The 19,156-nt window shown below is 65.9% G+C and carries 17 protein-coding genes; 11 read left to right on the top strand and 6 right to left on the bottom strand.

All coding sequences use genetic code 11. The features are described from left to right. Positions 1–22 precede the first annotated feature (22 nt). Complete coding sequence (locus tag QRM96_RS02135) at positions 23–700, bottom strand: alpha/beta hydrolase family protein (protein WP_018761224.1); 678 nt, start codon at positions 698–700, stop codon at positions 23–25. 68 nt (positions 701–768) lie between these two features. On the opposite strand from QRM96_RS02135, the gene ligD reads away from it, so the two are divergent. After that, positions 769–1,806, top strand: a complete 1,038-nt coding sequence (ligD, locus tag QRM96_RS02130; RefSeq protein WP_026264433.1) for a non-homologous end-joining DNA ligase — start codon at positions 769–771, stop codon at positions 1,804–1,806. A gap of 107 nt (positions 1,807–1,913) precedes the next feature. On the opposite strand, the gene QRM96_RS02125 is transcribed toward ligD, so the two are convergent. Then, the gene (locus QRM96_RS02125; RefSeq protein ID WP_133831507.1) at positions 1,914–2,534 is read right to left on the bottom strand and encodes an L-threonylcarbamoyladenylate synthase; all 621 of its coding nucleotides are present in this window, start codon (positions 2,532–2,534) and stop codon (positions 1,914–1,916) included. 174 nt (positions 2,535–2,708) lie between these two features. On the opposite strand from QRM96_RS02125, the gene QRM96_RS02120 reads away from it, so the two are divergent. The 5 genes from QRM96_RS02120 (at position 2,709) to QRM96_RS02100 (ending at position 6,316) form a co-directional block, all read left to right on the top strand. After that, positions 2,709–3,140 carry a VOC family protein gene (locus QRM96_RS02120; RefSeq protein ID WP_018761227.1) on the top strand — a complete coding sequence of 144 codons (432 nt, stop codon included), beginning with the start codon at positions 2,709–2,711 and terminating at the stop codon, positions 3,138–3,140. Positions 3,141–3,273: 133 nt separating this feature from the next. Beyond that, positions 3,274–3,948: a hypothetical protein gene (locus QRM96_RS02115; protein WP_018761228.1), complete on the top strand. Its 675-nt coding sequence runs from the start codon at positions 3,274–3,276 to the stop codon at positions 3,946–3,948. Positions 3,949–4,204: 256 nt separating this feature from the next. Continuing rightward, on the top strand, positions 4,205–5,470 hold the full coding sequence (locus QRM96_RS02110) for an inorganic phosphate transporter (protein ID WP_018761229.1): 1,266 nt from the start codon (positions 4,205–4,207) through the stop codon (positions 5,468–5,470). After that, positions 5,467–5,688, top strand: a complete 222-nt coding sequence (locus QRM96_RS02105) for a hypothetical protein (RefSeq protein WP_018761230.1) — start codon at positions 5,467–5,469, stop codon at positions 5,686–5,688. The genes QRM96_RS02110 and QRM96_RS02105 overlap by 4 nt, the downstream gene beginning before the upstream one ends. 61 nt (positions 5,689–5,749) lie before the next feature. Next, entirely contained in the window at positions 5,750–6,316 is a 567-nt protein-coding gene (locus QRM96_RS02100; protein WP_018761231.1) for a dihydrofolate reductase family protein, read from the top strand. A gap of 1 nt (position 6,317) precedes the next feature. Here the strand turns inward: QRM96_RS02100 and QRM96_RS02095 are convergent, their stop codons facing one another. Then, a complete protein-coding gene (locus QRM96_RS02095; protein WP_018761232.1) occupies positions 6,318–6,782 on the bottom strand; it encodes a hotdog fold thioesterase in 465 nt (154 codons plus the stop codon). A 217-nt stretch (positions 6,783–6,999) separates the two neighbouring features. Here QRM96_RS02095 and polA point away from each other — a divergent pair, with 217 nt between their 5' ends. The 3 genes from polA (at position 7,000) to rpsA (ending at position 12,725) form a co-directional block, all read left to right on the top strand. Beyond that, on the top strand, positions 7,000–9,642 hold the full coding sequence (gene polA / locus QRM96_RS02090; RefSeq protein ID WP_502934872.1) for a DNA polymerase I: 2,643 nt from the start codon (positions 7,000–7,002) through the stop codon (positions 9,640–9,642). Positions 9,643–9,718: 76 nt separating this feature from the next. Then, positions 9,719–11,017, top strand: a complete 1,299-nt coding sequence (locus tag QRM96_RS02085) for a GNAT family N-acetyltransferase (protein WP_018761234.1) — start codon at positions 9,719–9,721, stop codon at positions 11,015–11,017. Positions 11,018–11,249: 232 nt separating this feature from the next. Continuing rightward, positions 11,250–12,725, top strand: coding sequence for a 30S ribosomal protein S1 (gene rpsA / locus QRM96_RS02080; protein WP_018761235.1), 1,476 nt, complete (start codon positions 11,250–11,252; stop codon positions 12,723–12,725). 120 nt (positions 12,726–12,845) lie between these two features. Here the strand turns inward: rpsA and QRM96_RS02075 are convergent, their stop codons facing one another. Together QRM96_RS02075 and QRM96_RS02070 are read right to left on the bottom strand one after the other, a co-directional pair. Then, positions 12,846–13,346, bottom strand: a complete 501-nt coding sequence (locus QRM96_RS02075; RefSeq protein ID WP_018761236.1) for a GNAT family N-acetyltransferase — start codon at positions 13,344–13,346, stop codon at positions 12,846–12,848. Continuing rightward, positions 13,330–14,019: an IMPACT family protein gene (locus QRM96_RS02070; RefSeq protein ID WP_026264436.1), complete on the bottom strand. Its 690-nt coding sequence runs from the start codon at positions 14,017–14,019 to the stop codon at positions 13,330–13,332. Before QRM96_RS02070 ends, QRM96_RS02075 begins: the two co-directional genes overlap by 17 nt. 104 nt (positions 14,020–14,123) lie before the next feature. Here QRM96_RS02070 and coaE point away from each other — a divergent pair, with 104 nt between their 5' ends. Continuing rightward, the gene (gene coaE, locus QRM96_RS02065) at positions 14,124–15,338 is read left to right on the top strand and encodes a dephospho-CoA kinase (RefSeq protein ID WP_285318152.1); all 1,215 of its coding nucleotides are present in this window, start codon (positions 14,124–14,126) and stop codon (positions 15,336–15,338) included. 80 nt (positions 15,339–15,418) lie between these two features. Continuing rightward, entirely contained in the window at positions 15,419–17,518 is a 2,100-nt protein-coding gene (gene uvrB, locus QRM96_RS02060; protein ID WP_285318150.1) for an excinuclease ABC subunit UvrB, read from the top strand. Between the two features lie 108 nt (positions 17,519–17,626). On the opposite strand, the gene QRM96_RS02055 is transcribed toward uvrB, so the two are convergent. Then, positions 17,627–18,946: an ABC transporter substrate-binding protein gene (locus QRM96_RS02055; RefSeq protein WP_285318149.1), complete on the bottom strand. Its 1,320-nt coding sequence runs from the start codon at positions 18,944–18,946 to the stop codon at positions 17,627–17,629. Positions 18,947–19,156: the final 210 nt, after the last annotated feature.

Genomic DNA, 19,156 nt, shown 5'->3' with positions numbered 1-19,156 from the left:
ACGGGCGACGCTGCCAGGCGCCCTAAGCGTGCGCGGCGATGAACCGGGCCACTGGAAGCGCCAGCGACGCACCCACCTCGTCGGTGGGGCGCTTGTTTCCCGCCACGGCAAAGGAGTGGTCACCGCCCTCCACCCACTCCAGGACCGCATTGGAGCCGATCCGGGCCACGACGTCCGTCAAAATGTGGGGGGTGGCAAACGTGTCGCGCGTTCCCTGCAGGAACAGCATCGGCACCGTGATCCCGTACAGGTGCCCGTCCCGGAGTTTCTCCGGTTTGCCGGGGGCATGCAGCGGGTAGCCCAGGTACACCAGGCCCTGGGCGGCCATGCCGTCGGCAACGGCCATGGATGCCATCCTGCCGCCGAATGACTTGCCCGCCGCCCAGACGGGGCCGCTGTCGCCGTTGGCCTTCGCCTGGGCGCGGGCTGTGTCCATAGCGGCCCGCCAGGCGGCGATGGCAGCCGGAGGGCGGTCGGGGAACTTCCGCCCTGCCTCCCGGTACGGAAAATTGAAGCGCAGGGTGGCCAGGCCCAGGCCGTTAAGGGCGTCCGTGAATCCGCGCAGGAACGGGTGGTCCATCCCGGCTCCTGCGCCGTGCGCCACCACCACTGTTGCGGTGGGTTGGTGCGGGCGCGCGTAGATGGCCGAAAACGTGGCGTCACCTGCAGCGATGACGAGCTGATGGTCGGGGTGGGGCATGGATCCATCATGCCCGAGGGCGGCCGCATATGCCGGTGTCTGCCGGCGGCCGGGTGTACGTTGTCCCCATGGCGAGCGAACAGACCACCATCACCGTCCAAGGTCCCAACGGCGAGCGCGAAATGCGCATCTCCAGCCCCAGCCGCGTCCTCTGGCCGGACCTGGGCCTGACCAAGTTGGACCTCGCCAGGTATATCTGCGACGTGGGGGAGGCCTTCATTGCCGCCAACGGGGACCGGCCCGTGTCCCTCCAGCGGTACTCGGACAACATCGAAGGCGAGATGTTCTTCTCAAAGAACCCGCCAAAGGGCACGCCGGACTTCGTCAGGTCCGTCAAGGTGGTGTACCCCAGCGCCAGGTCCCATCCCCAACTGGTCCTTGACGAACCGGCAGCTGCCGTCTGGGCCGTCCAGATGAACACCGTGGTCTTCCACCCCTGGCCGTCCCGGGCGGAAAACACCGACAATCCGGACCAACTCCGCATCGACCTCGACCCGCAGCCCGGGACAGATTTCGGCGACGCCGTCCCCGCTGCCCTGGTGCTCAAGGACGTCCTTGCGGAGGCAGGGCTCACCGGCTTCGTCAAGACCTCCGGAAACCGCGGCCTGCACGTCTACGCTCCCATCGAGCCAAACCGCGAGTTCCTTGATGTCCGGCACGCCGTCATCGCCGCCGCCCGGGAGGTGGAGCGCCGGATCCCGGACAAGGTGACCACGGCCTGGTGGAAGGAAGAACGCGGCCGCCGGGTGTTCCTCGACTACAACCAGGCCAACCGGGACCGTACCATCGCCGGCGCCTACAGCCCGCGGGCCCTCCCGCACGCCCCCGTGTCCTGCCCCCTCACCTGGGCGGAACTGGAAAAAGCGGATCCAAAGAACTTCACCATCCTGACGGTGCCGGAACGCTTGAAGACGGTGGGAGATCCCTGGGCTGACTTCAGCGCCAAGCCCGGCACCATCGACACGCTCCTGGAATGGTGGGACCGGGACTGCAAGGACGGACTCGGGGAGATGCCCTTCCCGCCGGACTACCCCAAGATGCCGGGCGAACCGCCCAGGGTGCAGCCCAGCCGGGCAAGAAAGCCGGCCGACGCCAACAACGACTGACCCGGGCCCGACACGACGGGCACGTTGGCCCTGTGGCGGCGCCGTCGTCGTCGGACAGTACGACGGCGGCGCCGCCACAGGGCCACGCCACCGCAGGTGCGGCGAGGCTATTCGAAGCGGGACGGGTCGCCCATGCCGCGCCGGACCACCTCGGCCACCCCGCTGGAGAAGTCGACCACAGTGGTGGGCTCGGCGCCGCAGTCTCCGGCGTCGATCACCGCATCCACCTGGTGGTCCAGCCGCTCCTTGATTTCCCAGCCGACGGTCAGCGGTTCGTCCTCATCCGGCAGCAGGAGCGTGCTCGAGAGCAGGGGCTCACCAAGTTCGGCGAGCAATGCCTGGACCACCCGGTTGTCCGGAATGCGCACCCCCACCGTTTTCTTCTTCGGGTGGAGCAGCCGCTTCGGAACCTCCTTGGTGGCAGGAAGGATGAACGTGTAGCTGCCCGGAGTGACAGCCTTGATGCTGCGGAAGACATCGTTCCCAATGTTCACGAACTGGCCCAGCTGAGCGAAATCCCGGCACACGAGGGTGAAATGGTGCTTGTCATCCAGGTGGCGGATGCTTCGGATCCGGTCCAAGGCATCCTTGTTGCCCATCTGGGCTCCCAAGGCATAGCAGGAGTCCGTGGGGTAGGCGATCAGTCCGCCGTCGCGAATGATTTTGACTGCCTGCGCAATGGCGCGCGGCTGGGGGTCGTGCGGATGAACATCAAAGAATCTGGCCATCACCCGAGCCTACGTTCCCTGGGCCGCACCGCACCATCACCCGGGGCACGTTGAGGCTGCCCTTTCGACCGCTCAAACACGGGATGAACAGGGGAGGCATCCCCTACCGGGCCGGCGCCGGATCGGGCAGGATGGTTTCTGCACCCGTTCCGGCCATGTTAAGGAGACCCCGCCATGCCCACCATCCTCAACCCCTACCTGAGCTTCCGGGACAACGCCCGGGAGGCAATGAACTTCTACCAGTCTGTCTTTGGCGGCGAACTGACACTGAGCACGTTCGCCGACTTCCAGGCCAGCGACGATCCTGCCGAAGCCGAGAAGATCATGCACGGCATGCTCACCACCACCCAAGGCCTGGTGCTCATGGGTGCCGACACCCCGAACAGTATGGAATACCACCCGGGTTCATCGATCTCGGTGTCCCTGAGCGGGGACGACGAAGGGGAGCTCCGGGGCTACTTCGAGAAGCTCAGCGGTGAGGGCGGTGCGGTCACGGTCCCCATGGAAAAAGCGCCGTGGGGCGACGTTTTCGGCATGTGCGTGGACCGTTTCGGAGTGTCCTGGCTGGTCAACGTCAACGGCGCGCAAGCCACGCAGGCTCCCTGACCGCAACCTGCCCGGGCCTACGTGGCGGGGACGGCCGGCCACTGCAGTTCCTGCCGCGACCCGGACGAATCCACCCTGCCCACTCCTTGAGGCGGGCCCGCCGTGCTGCGAGGATGGAGGGGTGAGTCCCCTCATGGAATTTCTTTCCGACAAATGGTGGCTGGTTTTCCCGCTGATGGCTTTCGCCGGCCGCTGGGCCGGCGGCTGGCGGCGTGCCGCCGAACGGCGCCACCGGCGCCGGGTTGAACTGTACAACCTGAAGAACCAGGCACGTGAAGTCGAGAGCGCCTCCCTGGCAGAGGTGCAGGCGCTGATGGATGCCCATGACACCACCAACAAACGGTGGCTCGAGTACGAACTCGATGTCGGCAAGCTCATCGACTTTCCGCTGATGACCGACGTCCGTGAGCCGCTCACGGTCGCCTTCCTGCGAGCCAAACGGGAAGCAGACGGCAAGCGGCCGGCATCTGCCGCGGACCTGACTTCCGTGACCGGACTTGAGTCGTACCGGCAGGCAGTCAACAACTTTGCGGTGGCGCTCGACGTCGCGGAACGAGAAGCAAAGCGGATCAGGGACAGCAGGTTCAGCGGTCCCGAGCGCGAACGGCTTGCCACGGCACGGAAACTTCTGATGATCGCGGAAAACCAGGCCGCCACGCCCGCTGAACGCCAGGCCGCTTACAAACGGGCCCGCCGCGAACTGGACGGCCTGATTGTCCTGCCCGATGTAACCGTCGCCGCGATCGAAGAGAAGATCGCGCCGGAACTGGATGCGCCGCCCCGTTCCGCGCAGTTCCACCAGGGCTGAAGCCGCGCGACAGGAGACAGCCCCGGTCCCCGCCGCGATGGCGTGGAAACGAGGCGGACCAACGCCGGCGGACACCCGTTGGCGGCGCCCGCCACTGTTTTGTCCTCATGCCGGGGACGCGTACGATCGATAAGGTTTCCCGCCGGTCCCGGCCCCCACCGCAAGTCATTCCACGCAAACAGCTGGTGAACTATGCTGTGCAAGGCAGCCTGGTAGGAGAAACTGCTGAACGTCGACTCTGCAGATTGGGCAACAGGTGGATATCACCTTCATGGTGGCGCTGGTCATCGCACTGGCACTATTTTTCGACTTCACGAACGGGTTCCACGACACCGCGAACGCCATGGCCACACCCATCGCAACGGGCGCCATCAAGCCGCGGACAGCGGTGGCCCTGGCGGCCGTCCTGAACCTTGTGGGCGCTTTCCTGTCCACCGAAGTGGCCAAGACGGTGTCGGGTGGAATCATCCGCGAAGGATCCGGTGGCGTGCAGATTACCCCGGAGATTATCTTCGCCGGCCTGATGGGGGCCGTCCTGTGGAACATGGTCACCTGGCTCAAGGGGCTGCCATCCAGCTCATCGCACGCACTCTTCGGCGGCCTGATTGGTGCCGCCGTTGTCGGTGCAGGGTTCAGTTCCGTCAACTTCGAGAGCCTGCTCCAGAAGGTCATCCTTCCCGCTGTCTTCGCCCCGGTTATCGCCGGGCTCGCGGCCTACGTCTGCACCCGGCTTGCTTATGCGCTCACCGCCCGCCACGATCCCGAGACCGGCAGCAAGCTCACCCAGAAGCGCGGCGGTTTCCGCACCGGCCAGATTTTCACCTCCAGCCTGGTAGCCCTCGCCCACGGCACCAATGATGCCCAGAAAACCATGGGCATCATCACCCTGGTGTTGATCGCCGCGGGCAGCCAGGCTCCCGGTTCGGGCCCGCAACTCTGGGTGATCACAGCTTGCGCCCTGGCCATTGCGATCGGTACCTACGCCGGCGGCTGGCGCATTATCCGCACCATGGGCTCCGGCCTGACGGAGGTCAAGCCCGCGCAGGGCTTCGCGGCCGAGACCAGCACCGCCTCCGCGATCCTCGCCTCCTCCCATCTTGGCTTCGCCCTCTCCACCACCCAGGTGGCGTCCGGCTCGGTCATCGGCTCCGGAATGGGACGCCGCGGTACCACCGTCCGCTGGAACATGGTGGGCAAGATCGCACTCGGCTGGCTCTTCACCTTGCCGGCAGCGGGAATTGTCGGTGCCCTGACTGCCCTGCTGGTCAAGACCGGCGCGGTGGGCGTGCTGATTGCTGCCGTGGCCGGCAGCGGCGCTGTGCTGTTCATGTTCTTCTACTCGCGCAAGTCTTCTGTGGGCCACCAAAATGCGGTCGAGGTCGAGGAGGCCGGCCAAGCGGTCCGCTTCGCCAAGAAAAAGGCCATGGCCCGCGCCCGGGCCAAAGCGAAGGAACAGGCCAAGGAACAGGCCAAAGCTGACAATGGCGCTGCTGCCAACACCCCTAAGGAGAATCAGCGATGAAGTGGTTGGAACTCCTGACCGTCGCAGGCACCACGCTCATTTCCGCCGCACTGGTGGTTACGCTCTACTCGCTCGGCGTCAGGTTTACGGCAATCGCCGCCGACGCCCAGCAACCCTCCCCGGGGATCAAGCGCTCGGTGGCCTACCTGTGCTTCTCCCTGTGTGGCGTGGCCGTGCTCTTCGGGCTGTACCTGATCATCCCGTACTTCACCAAGTAGCGGGTTCCTCCGGCTGGACCCGACCATGGGCAGCACGGCCGGGGTTGGCTAGGCTGGGCCCATGCCGCGCATCCAGTACTTCGTAGCCGCCTCCCTGGACGGATTCATCGCCACCTCAACGGACGACCTCGGCTGGCTCCTGCAGTTCGACGGATTCGAGGGCGGGGCGGAAAGCTACGACGCGTTCATGGCCGGGGTGGGGTGCATCGTCATGGGCGGGGAGACGTACGCCTGGCTGCAGGAGCACGACGCCGGCACCTGGCCCTACGCGGGCACTCCGACGTACGTCTTCACGCACCATGAGTACGCGGTCGCCGAAGGGGCCGACGTCACCTTCGTCCGCGGCGACGTGGCCGAATTCATAACTGACTTCCGGAAATCCGCGCAGGGCCGGAACATCTGGGTGGTGGGCGGCGGCAACCTGGCCGCCCAGTTTGCCGACGCCGGGCTGCTGGATGAGATCATCCTCTCCCTGATTCCCGTGGTGCTGGGGGAGGGAAAGCGGCTGCTGCCGCTGAAGGGGCCGACGGCCCCGCTCGAACTGGCCGCCTCCCGCACCCTCGGCAGGGGGATCGTTGAATTGCGCTACCTGCTGGCCGCGCAAACAACACCGCCCGGCGCTGCCTGATTCAGCCGGCGTTGTCCCGGAGCATGTTCGTGATCCGGGCAGATGACAGCCGCCGCCCCCGGGCGTCGGTCATGACCACCTCATGGGTGGTGAGCGTGCGGCCCAAATGGATCGCGGTGCACGTACCCGTAACCAGCCCCTGCGCAATCGAACGGTGATGGGTGGCGTTGACCTCGATGCCGACGGCGTGCCTTCCCGGACCCGCGTGCATTCCGGCGGCGAACGAACCGAGGGTTTCCGCCAGCACCACGTGGGCGCCGCCGTGGAGGATTCCCGCGACCTGCGTGTTGCCCTCCACCGGCATGGTGGCGACTGTCCGTTCCGGGCTCATCTCCAGGAAATGGATCCCCATTTTGACCACGAGTGCGCCGACGCCAAACGCGCCCAGCCAGCCGTGCATATGGTCGGGGATTCCGGCCGCTGCCAGCTCTTCGGCGAAGGGGCCCGGCGTGAAATTGTCTGTCATGGCAACTAGGCTGGCACCTGTGAGTGAAACAACCAAACCGGCCCCTTTCCCGTCCCAGGTCCTGGAGGAAGAGCCCTCGGCGCAGCCTGCTTCCACCCCCCAGGACCCGGGAGCCAGTGACGCTTCCCCTGCTGCCGGCGGGTCGGTTTCCGCTACCGTTGCCCCCGTTGTCCCCATCACCGGCCAGCCGCGCCTCCTGGTGCTTGACGGGCACTCCATGGCTTTCCGGGCGTTCTTCGCCCTTCCGGCGGACAAGTTCTCCACCGCCAACGGCCAGCACACCAACGCCATCCACGGGTTTACGTCCATGCTGATCAACCTGATCAAGGAACAGCAGCCCACGCACATCGCCGTTGCTTTCGACGTCTCGGACGAATCCACGCACCGCAAGGCCGAGTACAGCGAGTACAAGGGCGGCCGCAACGAGACACCCCGCGAGATGAGCGGGCAGATCGACCTCATCGGGCAGGTGATGGAAGCCTGGGGGATCAAGACCATCAAGATGCCCGGTTACGAGGCCGACGACATCCTCGCAACCCTTGCCGCCATGGGCGAAAAGGCCGGCTTCGAGGTCCTCCTCGTTTCCGGCGACCGAGACGCCTTCCAGCTGATCACGGACAACGTCTTCGTCCTCTATCCCAAGAAGGGCGTCAGCGACATTCCCCGGATGGACGCCGCGGCCATCGAGGCCAAGTACTTCGTGAGCCCGTCCCGCTACTCCGACCTCGCCGCCCTGGTGGGCGAGACGGCGGATAACCTGCCCGGCGTACCCGGTGTCGGGCCCAAGACGGCAGCCAAGTGGATCAACCTCTACGGCGGCCTCGAAGGGGTGCTGGAAAACATCGACTCCATCGGCGGCAAGGTAGGTGACGCCCTGCGCGGGAATGTGGACGCCGTCAAGCGCAACCGCAGGCTGAACCAGCTCCACACCGACCTCGACCTGCCGGTCACGCTCGACGACCTCTACCAGCCGCGGCCCGACCAGGCCGTCCTTGAGGACCTTTTCGACCAGCTCGAATTCAAGGCCATCCGCGGCCGCCTCTTCGCCCTCTACGGCGACGCCGACACCCCGGCAGCGGAGCGGGACAGCATTGACACCCCGGAGTACAGCACTCCCGCGGATGCCTCTGAACTTGCCGCCTTCCTGGCCGCGGGAGTGGGCCACCGCTCGGCCCTCGCCGTCGACCTCGTGCCCGGACGGATCGGCGAGGACGCCGCGGCGCTGGCGATCGTCCGTGGTGACGCCGCCGTCTACATCGACCTCGCCGGCCAGGACGCGGAGACAGAGAATGTCCTGGCCGGGTGGCTTCGGGACCGGGAGGCGGCCAAGGTGATACACGGCTTCAAAGCCGCGCTGAAGGCACTCTCCGCCCGTGGCCTCAAGCTGGAGGGCGTGGTGGACGACACCTCCATTTCCGGCTACCTGATCGAGCCGGACCGGCGCACCTACGAGCTCGCCGAACTGGCCCAGCACCACCTCAACGTGGGAATCCCCGCTGCCACGGCCAAGGCCGGGCAATTGGAGCTGTCGTTCGACGGCGAGGACACCGCCGCCGCCGATGCCCTGGTCCAGGCCGGCGCCGTCGTCCTCGCCCTCAGCCGCTTCTTCGAGGATGAACTCAAGGAGCGCAAGGCCGAAGACCTGCTGTCCACCCTTGAGCTGCCGGTGGGCCGCGTCCTCGCGGACATGGAACTCGCCGGCATCGCGATCGACATGGACAAAATGGACGAACAGCTCGCCGATTTGGCGCGAGTGATCGACCAGGCCCAGGAACAGGCGTTTGCCGCCATCGGGCACGAGGTCAACCTGGGCTCGCCCAAGCAACTCCAGACGGTACTGTTCGACGAACTGCAGCTGCCCAAAACCAAGAAGATCAAGTCCGGTTACACCACGGACGCGGCATCGCTGAAGAACCTCCTGGAAAAAACCGGGCACGAGTTCCTGGTCCAGCTCATGGCCCACCGCGAGGCCGCCAAGCTGCGCCAAATGCTCGAGTCGCTGAAGAAATCGGTGGCAGAGGACGGCCGCATCCACACCACCTACGCCCAGAACGTCGCGGCAACCGGCCGCATCTCCTCGAACAACCCCAACCTGCAGAACATCCCCATCCGCAGCGAGGAAGGCCGCCGCGTGCGCGGCATCTTCGTGGTCAGCGACGGCTACGAATGCCTGCTTTCCGCGGACTACTCGCAGATCGAAATGCGCATCATGGCGCACCTGTCCGGCGACGAAGGGCTGATCCAGGCCTACAAGGACGGCGAGGACCTGCACCGCTTCGTCGGCTCGAACATCTTCCACGTGCCCACGGACCAGGTCACCAGCGCCATGCGCTCCAAGGTCAAGGCCATGTCCTACGGGCTGGCCTACGGGCTGACCTCCTTCGGCCTGTCCAAGCAGCTGGAGATCTCCGTCGACGAGGCCCGTACCCTGATGAAGGACTACTTCGACCGCTTCGGCGCCGTCCGCGACTACCTGCGGGGCGTGGTGGACCAGGCCCGGGTGGATGGTTACACGGCCACCATCGAAGGCCGCCGCCGCTACCTCCCCGATCTCACCAGCACGGATCGCCAGCTGCGCGAAAACGCCGAACGCATTGCCCTGAACAGCCCCATCCAAGGCTCCGCCGCGGACATCATCAAGCGCGCCATGCTCGGTGTTCATGACGAGCTCAAGGCCCAGGGGCTGAAGTCCAGGATGCTGCTCCAAGTCCATGACGAACTTGTCCTCGAGGTGGCGGCGGGGGAGCGGGCCGCCGTGGAAAAGCTGGTCACCGAGCAGATGGCAGCCGCCGCCGACCTCAGCGTGCCCCTGGAAGTGCAGATCGGCGTCGGCCCCAGCTGGTACGACGCCGGCCACTAGGCTTCCTGCCGGTCCAGCAGACGGCCGGCGTGTTTGTGCTGGTCAAGCGCCGGATTCATTGGCTAGGCTCGGGTAAATGGGTGATCTGAGCGGAAACTATGAAATCCGGCGCTTTCCCGCCGTGTCCAAAGGCAACGAAGGGTACGCGGAGGCCGAAACCTGGGCCAAGGCCGTCGGGTTCGGTTTCCACGACTCCACCCGCACCCCCGAGCACCGGGAGCGGTCCCTTGCCACCTATGAGGTCGACGGCCGGATCTTCACCGGGGTTTACCAGACCGGTCCCGTGGCCCCCTCGTCGCTGCCTGCCGAGGTGCCCGTTGCCACCTTCGGGACCTTCCGCAAAACCCTGAACATTGGCTTCGGCCGCATGCTGGAAACGCAGATGGTTACGGCCGTGACCGTCCGTACATCGCACCGCCGGCGCGGCCTCCTGCGCCGCATGATGACCGAAGACCTCCAGGCCGCCAAGGATGACGGCATCGCCATGGCAGCGCTGACGGCCTCGGAGGGCAGTATCTACGGCAGGTTCGGCTACGGCGTGGCAAGCCTTGAGCGCACCGTGAAAGTGGACACGACGGCCCGGTTTGCCCTGCGGCACACGGCCACGGGCGCCGTGGAAGTGGCGGACCCCAAGACCCTGTTGGACGTGGCCCCCGCCGTGTTCGAACGCGTCCACCGGCACACGCCAGGGTCCCTCGGCCGGCAGGAATGGTACCGGCACCTGGCCTCCGGGTCGCTGGGACGCGACGGCAAGGAAGATCCCGCCATCAAGGTGGCGCTGCACTACGGCCCGGACGCAACCATCGACGGCTATGTCTCCTACAAGTTCCTTGGCTGGGACACCACCCCCTACACGGTGGAAGTGGTGGACCTTGTCGCCGCCACCGACCATGCCTACCTCGAACTGTGGCAGTACCTGGCGGCCATCGACCTCGTGGAGCGGGTCACCTGGAACGAGGCGCCGGTGGATGATCCCCTTGCCTGGGCCCTGGCTGACCCGCGCTGCATCGACGCCTCGGACAGCCGCGACATGCTCTGGCTGAGGATCCTCGACGTTCCACAAGCCCTCGCTGCGCGCCACTACCCTGCCGATGGCCGGCTGGTCCTCAAAGTCGATGATCCGCTCGGCCTCACGCCGGGGATTTTTGCGCTGACCGTGGAGGGCGGCCAGGCCGGCGTCGAACGCCTGCCCGAAGGCACCGCCGCCGACCTCGAACTGGGCGTCTCCGCGCTGTCCTCGATCTTCCTCGGTGCTGTGTGCCCGGTGACCCTGAAAGCTGCCGGCGCCATCGGCGAGCCACGGCCGGGCGCCGCCCTCGAGGCCCGGCAGATGTTTGCGGTGGAACGGGCGACGCACTGCCTGACCCACTTCTGAGTCCCCGTCCCCGCTCCCGGCCGCTTTGACCCGCGTTGCCGGCACCGACTAGAATAAACGGGCGTGTACCACGTGCACGTCCTTGCGGTCCCAGGCCGCATTGAAAGTAATCCACAAAATCAGGATGACCCGGAGGATCCGTCGGATTCACCGTGAATCGCGCCTGCGTTCCATAACGCGGGCGCGCCGGTTTGCCTGACCGACTAACTATCCACAACGGAGCCCCTACTACATGACCATCACCTCCACCGAGAAGCCCGGTACCCCCGTAGTCGCAATTAACGACATCGGTACCGCTGAGGACTTCCTCGCAGCAGTCGACGCCACCATCAAGTACTTCAACGACGGAGACCTCGTCGAAGGTACCGTCGTCAAGGTCGACCGCGATGAAGTCCTGCTCGACATCGGTTACAAGACCGAAGGTGTCATCCCCTCCCGCGAGCTGTCCATCAAGCACGACGTTGATCCCGGAGACGTCGTCTCCGTCGGCGATCAGGTCGAAGCCCTGGTGCTCACCAAGGAAGACAAAGAAGGCCGCCTGATCCTCTCCAAGAAGCGCGCTCAGTACGAGCGTGCCTGGGGCGACATCGAGAAGGTCAAGGAAGAAGACGGCGTCGTCACCGGTACCGTCATCGAGGTCGTCAAGGGTGGTCTTATCCTCGACATCGGCCTGCGCGGCTTCCTGCCCGCATCCCTGGTCGAAATGCGCCGCGTGCGCGACCTGGCTCCGTACATCGGTCAGCAGATCGAAGCCAAGATCATCGAGCTGGACAAGAACCGCAACAACGTTGTGCTGTCCCGCCGTGCATGGCTCGAGCAGACCCAGTCCGAGGTCCGCTCCACCTTCCTCAACAAGCTCGAAAAGGGCCAGGTCCGTCCCGGCGTCGTGTCCTCCATCGTCAACTTCGGTGCCTTCGTGGACCTGGGCGGCGTCGACGGCCTGGTTCACGTTTCCGAGCTGTCCTGGAAGCACATCGACCACCCGTCCGAGGTTGTCGAGGTTGGCCAGGAAGTCACCGTCGAGGTCCTCGAGGTGGACCTGGACCGCGAGCGTGTCTCCCTGTCGCTCAAGGCTACGCAGGAAGATCCGTGGCAGACCTTCGCCCGTACCCACGCCCTGGGCCAGGTTGTCCCGGGTAAGGTCACCAAGCTGGTTCCGTTCGGTGCGTTCGTCCGCGTCGAAGACGGCATCGAAGGCCTGGTCCACATCTCCGAGCTCGCCGTGCGCCACGTTGAGCTGGCCGAGCAGGTTGTCTCCGTTGGCGACGAACTGTTCGTCAAGGTCATCGACATCGACCTCGAGCGCCGCCGCATCTCGCTGTCCCTCAAGCAGGCCAATGAGGGCGTCGACGCCGACAGCACCGAATTCGATCCCGCCCTGTACGGCATGGCCGCAGAGTACGACGAAGAGGGCAACTACAAGTACCCCGAGGGCTTCGACCCCGAGTCCAACGAATGGCTCGAGGGCTACGAGAACCAGCGCGCCGCCTGGGAACAGCAGTACGCTGACGCCCAGACCCGCTGGGAAGCACACAAGAAGCAGGTTGCCCAGCACGCTGCCGACGACGCTGCAGCTGCAACGTCCGGTGACAGCGATTCCGGCGCTACCAGCTACTCCTCCGAGCCTGCTGCCACCGACACCGGTGCCGGCACCCTGGCCTCGGACGAGGCACTTGCTGCTCTCCGCGAGAAGCTGACCGGCAACTAGTTGCCACCGGTGCCGGGTTCATCCCGGCACCAACGCGAACAGGCCCCCTGCCTCTGGCAGGGGGCCTGTTCTCGTTGCTGCGGGTCCCGGGCGCTGCTGCGGCGACAGCGCCTCCCGCCCTCACAGGTGGACGACGGCGTGGACCGTTCCATCGTCGTCGGGCGTCAGAACGGCGCCGGCCGCCTCGAGGAGCCGCTGGGCTTTGAGGTTACCGGCCAAAGTGCGGGCAGTGACGCGGTGCAGGCCCGCCATGCGGGCCTCCTCAAGGACCAGCCCCAGGGCGGCGCGGGCGACCCCGCGGGAGCGAAAGCTCCGTCCCAGCCAGATGCCGGTTTCGGCCGAAAGCACATCGGTGTGGGCTTCCCGTTTGAGCCGGACGGAACCGGCTATGTCACCGCCACTGAACACGGCCCAGGATTTCTCCGCCGCGGGGCCGTCAAGGCCGGCGGCTGCCGCGTGGTGGTAGCTGAAGAACCAGGCGGTGCGCTCAAGGTTCCAGCCGGGGCCGCCGAGCGGGGGAGCCACTTCGTCAGGGGAGGCATCACGTTTGGCCAGTTCGAGCAGCTGGTCCGCGACAGCCCGGTCCACATCCACGATGGTGACCTCAGGCAAGGCGTTCATCAACCCACTCCGTTCCTTCGGGAGTCAGCGCAGCGGAGCCTGCGGTGAGCTGCTGGATCCGTTCAGTTGCTGCCGCAATGGCATCGGCATGGTCGGGTACGGCGATGCGCAGGACCGTGAGGCGGTCCTGGTAGGACGTTTCCGCCATTACCAGGCCGGCGGCGCGCAGGTCGTTCTCCAGCCGGCCGGCCCCGGCGTGCGGCACCGCCGTCCAGCAGATCCGCAGCCTGCTGCGCCGGATCAGGGGTGCCTGTTCCAGTGCCGCGGAGACAGATTCCGAGTAGGCGCGGACCAGGCCGCCCGCGCCCAGCAGCACTCCGCCGAAATAGCGCACGACGACGGCACTGACGTCGCTGAGGTCGGCCACCCCGGGTGCCGTTTCCCTTTTCACCAGCGCTTCGAGCATGGGGATCCCTGCGGTGCCCGCGGGCTCGCCGTCGTCGCTGGAGCGCTGGATGCTGCGGTCCGGGCCGATGACGAACGCGGAGCAGTGGTGCCGGGCATCGTGGAACTCGCGGCGAAGCCCGGCAGCCAGTTCCCGGGCGTCCTCCTCCGTTCCGGCCCTGCGGAGGACGGTGATGAACCTGGACCGCTTGATCTCCAGCTCGTGCCGGACGTCATGGCCGGCCGCCAACGTGGTGTAAGTAGTGGTCCTGCTGTCTTGCGCTTGCACCCGGCCCAGTCTAGCGGCGGCGGGAACCGGCGCTTTCGGGGTTCGGTGGACATTCCGTGACGCCACGGACGCCGGCTTCACACGCGGTTCAGTAGGGTGGGAGGGTGTTGAAAATCGGCTTGACGGGCGGAATCGCCTCAGGAAAATCGGTGGTGGCGGCCCGGCTGAAGGAGCGCGGCGCGATCCTGGTGGATGCGGATGCACTGGCCCGGGAGGTTGTGGAGCCCGGGACCCAAGGCCTGGAACAGATCGCTGCCGGGTTCGGCGCGGACATGCTCGACGGCGACGGGCGGCTTGACCGCGCGCGCCTCGGCGAAGCGGTGTTCGGCCAGCCGGAGCGCCTGGCGGCCCTGAACGCCATCGTCCACCCCCTGGTGCGGGCCCGCGCGGCCGAGCTGACGGCAGCGGCACCGGATGACGCCGTCGTGGTCCAGGACATTCCCCTGCTGGTCGAGACCGGGCAGGGGAGAAGCTTCCACCTTGTCGTGGTGGTGGACGCTCCCGATGACGTTCGGCTGCAGCGCATGCAGGCGCTGCGGGGAATGACCCCGGAAGCGGCGCGTTCACGGATGGCCGCCCAGGCCACCCGCGAGCAACGCCTGGCAGCCGCCGACGTCGTCTTGGACAACTCCGGCACCGTGGAGCAGCTCCTGGACCAGGTGGACCGGCTCTGGGAACAGCGGTTGCAGCCTTACGCCCGCAACCTCGCCGCCGGGACCCGGGCCCCGCGTACCGGCGGGCCGGTCCTTGCCCCGCACAGCCGGGACTGGTCCCGGCAGGCCGCGCTGATCGCGGCGCGGCTGAGGGCGGCCGCCCCTGACGCCATCCTGGCGGTGGACCACATAGGCTCCACCGCCGTCCCCGGCCTGGCTGCCAAGGACGTCATCGACCTCCAGGTGGCCGTGCCTGACATGGCGGCCGCAGCTGCGATCGCGCCGCTCCTGGCCGCTGCCGGATACCCGGCTGTGCGGGGGATCGAATCGGACACGCCGAAACCCGGTACGCCGGATCCCGCGTCATGGCTCAAACGATTCCACGCCAACGCGGATCCAGGCCGGGCGGTGAACGTGCATGTGCGGCCGGCCGGCTCGGCCGGATGGCGATATGCGCTGATGTTCCGGGACTGGCTGCGGAACGATCCTTCCGCGCTTGCGCTCTACCAGGCGCACAAGGCGGACCTCGCCCGCCGCTTTTCCGACTCCGCCGGAACCGGATCCTACGCTGAGGCGAAGGAACCGTGGTTCACCGACGTTGCCTGGCCGGCGATGTCCGCATGGGCCCGGACAGCCGGGTGGGCGCCGCCGTCGTACGCGTCGTGAACGGCCGCCCCGTCCCGGCGCTTGTTCGCCCGTAACGGATTGGACGCTTCACTGTCGGTGCCCGGCTGTAAATTAGATCCATGAGCCTTGCGCAGGAGATCAACCGTGTTGTAGCGCCCTTTGAAGTCATCAGCGAATTCAAGCCCGCGGGTGACCAGCCGGCCGCCATCGCGGAGCTGACCGAACGCATCAACAACGGGGAGAAGGACGTGGTGCTCCTCGGCGCCACCGGTACCGGCAAAAGCGCCACCACCGCGTGGCTCATTGAGCAGGTCCAGCGGCCAACCCTGGTGATGGTCCAGAACAAGACCCTTGCCGCCCAGCTCGCCAACGAATTCCGCGAACTGCTGCCCAACAACGCGGTGGAGTACTTCGTCTCCTACTACGACTACTACCAGCCCGAAGCCTACGTGGCGCAGACGGACACCTTCATCGAGAAGGATTCCTCCATTAACGAGGAAGTGGAACGGCTCCGGCACTCCGCCACCAACGCGCTGCTGACCCGCCGGGACGTGATCGTGGTGGCCACCGTGTCCTGCATCTACGGCCTGGGAACCCCGGAGGAATACATCTCCGGCATGGTCACCCTGCGCAAGGGTGCAGAAATGAACCGGGACGACCTCCTGCGCAAGTTTGTTTCCATGCAGTACGCGCGCAACGACGTCGACTTCCACCGCGGCACCTTCCGGGTCCGCGGGGACACCGTGGAAATCATTCCGATGTATGAGGAACTGGCCATCCGGATCGAGTTCTTCGGCGACGAAATCGAGAACATCCACACCCTCCACCCGCTGACCGGTGAGGTCATCCGCGACGAGGAAGAGATGTACGTCTTCCCGGCATCGCACTATGTGGCTGGACCGGAGCGGATGGCGCGGGCCATCAAGCGGATCGAGGATGAACTCGCGGACCGGCTGAAGGTGCTGGAAAGCCAAAACAAGCTCGTCGAAGCCCAGCGGCTGCGGATGCGGACCACCTACGACCTCGAAATGATGCAGCAGATGGGCTTCTGCAACGGCATCGAAAACTACTCCGCCCATATCGACGGCCGGGAACCGGGCACCGCCCCGCACTGCCTCCTGGACTACTTCCCGGACGACTTCCTGCTGGTGGTGGACGAGTCCCATGTAACCATTCCGCAGATCGGCGCCATGTACGAGGGTGACATGTCCCGTAAGCGGAACCTCGTGGACTTTGGCTTCCGCCTTCCGTCCGCCATGGACAACCGGCCGCTGAAATGGGACGAGTTCCTCCAGCGGGTGGGCCAGACCGTCTACCTTTCGGCCACCCCGGGCAAGTACGAACTTGGCAAGGCGGACGGATTCGTCCAGCAGATCATCCGTCCCACCGGGCTGGTGGATCCCGAGGTGGTGGTCAAGCCCACCAAGGGACAGATCGATGACCTCCTCGGTGAGATCAAGACCCGGGTAGAGAAGGACGAACGCGTCCTGGTGACCACGCTGACCAAACGTATGGCGGAGGACCTCACAGACTACCTGCTGGGTCACGGCGTGAAAGTGGAGTACCTGCACTCGGACGTCGATACCCTGCGCCGAGTGGAACTCCTGCGCGAGCTGCGGATGGGCTCCTTCGATGTCCTGGTGGGCATCAACCTCCTCCGTGAGGGCCTTGACCTGCCAGAGGTGTCCCTGGTCAGCATCCTGGATGCGGACAAGGAAGGGTTCCTGCGTTCGTCCACGTCGCTGATCCAGACCATCGGCCGTGCAGCCCGCAATGTCTCGGGCCAGGTGCACATGTACGCGGACCGGATCACCGACTCCATGGCCCTCGCCATCGACGAAACCAACCGCCGCCGCGCCATCCAGGTCGCCTACAACAAAGACCATGGCGTCGATCCCCAGCCGTTGCGCAAGAAGATCGCCGACATCACGGACCAGTTGGCCAAGGAAGATGCCGACACCGAGGAACTGCTCAAGAACAACCGGCTCGCCAAGGGCGCCAAGCGGGCCAAGTCCGGAGCCAAGGGTGCGGCCCAGGTCCGTGCGGATGGTTTGGCGGCAGGTCCGGCCGAGGACCTGGTGGGACTGATCGAGCAGCTTACCGAACAGATGCACGGAGCCGCCGCCGAACTGCAGTTCGAAGTGGCGGCGCGGATCCGCGACGAGGTCAGCGAACTGAAGAAAGAACTGCGCCAGATGCAGGCCGCCGGCCACGCCTAGGCGGTCTCGTTCCAGGCCTGCCCGGAGGACTGGATGGGCTGCCCATGGAACGGCGGGCACCTCCGTGGGGAGGCGCCCGCCGTCGTTAACGCATGTGGTGCCGGGGTTTCACTTCCTGGCCGAGTCGATCATTCCCTTTGCTTCGTCCATCAGGCCCTTGGCTGCGTCAGCGGGGGACTTCCGGTCGAACAAGACGTCCGTGCAGTACCGCTGGATCAGCGCCTGAACCCCGGAGGAGCCGGTTGGGGGCACCGGCGGGCCGCTCTGCAGGTCAGGCTTGATGTCCTTCAGGAATGCCGCCGCGGACTTGTCCGCCGGGGTCAGCAGCGGGTCGATTGCCGCCTGGACTTCTGAGTTCGTGGGGAAGCCGCGCTCGGTCAGGATGGTCTTGGCTGAGTCCAGGTTGTTGAGCATGTAGTTGACCACCTCAGCAGCTTCCTTGGGATGCTTGCTGCGCGAAGACACGGACCAGAACATGGATGGTTTGTAGGACATTCCGTTGTCCTTCGCGCTGCCTGTGGAACTGGGCGCGCGCAGGATCTTGACGTCGGTCTTCAGCGCCGACTGAAGCGCATTGACCTGGTTGGTCCACCACCACGACATCGCAGTCTTGCCGGTGGCGAAGAGGGTCTGTTCCACCGGGGCGCTGATGTCCTCGGTGGCAATGTTGGCCGGCGGGGCAGCCCCGGCGTTGCGCAGGTCCACGAGGTTCTGGAAGAAGGACGTGGCGGTGCTTTCCTCGAAGCCGAGGCCGCCGTCCGCCGAGTAGAGCGATTCGCCGTGCTGCATCGCCCACGTGTTCAGGTCGGAGTCCGTCAGCGAGTAGGAGCTGCCGTAGTTGGTTTGGCCCGCCTTGGCAGCGGCCTTTGCGATCTGGGCGGCGGTCTTGGTGTAGTCAGCCCACGTCCAGGTCTTGTCGTCCGGGATGGGCACACCGTAGTCCTGGAACATCTTGGCGTTGATCATGACGGCCTTGGCGTTCTGCCCGGTGCTGAGGCCAAACTGCTTACCGCTGACCTGGCCCGAGTCAAGGGCGTCCTGGTCGATCTTGGAGGTGTCGATATTGCTTTGCTTGGACAGGTCCAGGAGGGCGCCCCGGCCGCCATACTCAGCGATATAGGCCTGGTCCATCTGGATCACGTCGGGGGAATCATTGGCGGCGGTGGTTGTGGCCAGTTTGTCCCAGTAGCTGCTCCACACTCCGGGCTCGGCCTGGATCTTGATGTTGGGGTGGGAGGCCTGGAACGCGTCGATCACCTGTTGGGTTTCTTTGTTGCGGAGGTCGTTGCCCCACCACGTGAAGCGGACCGTGACGTTCCCGCCGCTGTCGCCGGCCGAGGAGGGAGAACAGCCGGTGGCAAGCAAGGCGAGGGTGGCCGCAGCTGCGAGCGACTTGACCATCGTGCTGGTGCGAAGCGAAGTCTTCATTGACCGTGACTTTCTGGAGGGGTCTAACAGATGGGGCGAGAAACCGCTTTCTCGCTGGATGTGATTATGACAGCAGCGTCTGCCGGGGGTCAATGGTTCCGGGAAACCGTTATCCAACGGCGTTGCTGGGGTAGAGTTGAAGGCACGTAGGGGAGTATCCCAAAGCGCTACGATCGTCAACACGCAGGGCATGGTTGCCCCGCCGGGCGT

The organism is Pseudarthrobacter sp. lyk4-40-TYG-27, from assembly GCF_030209295.1.
In the GTDB taxonomy this organism is placed as follows: Bacteria; Actinomycetota; Actinomycetes; order Actinomycetales; family Micrococcaceae; genus Arthrobacter.
This window is presented reverse-complemented; position numbering and strand designations above follow the sequence as displayed.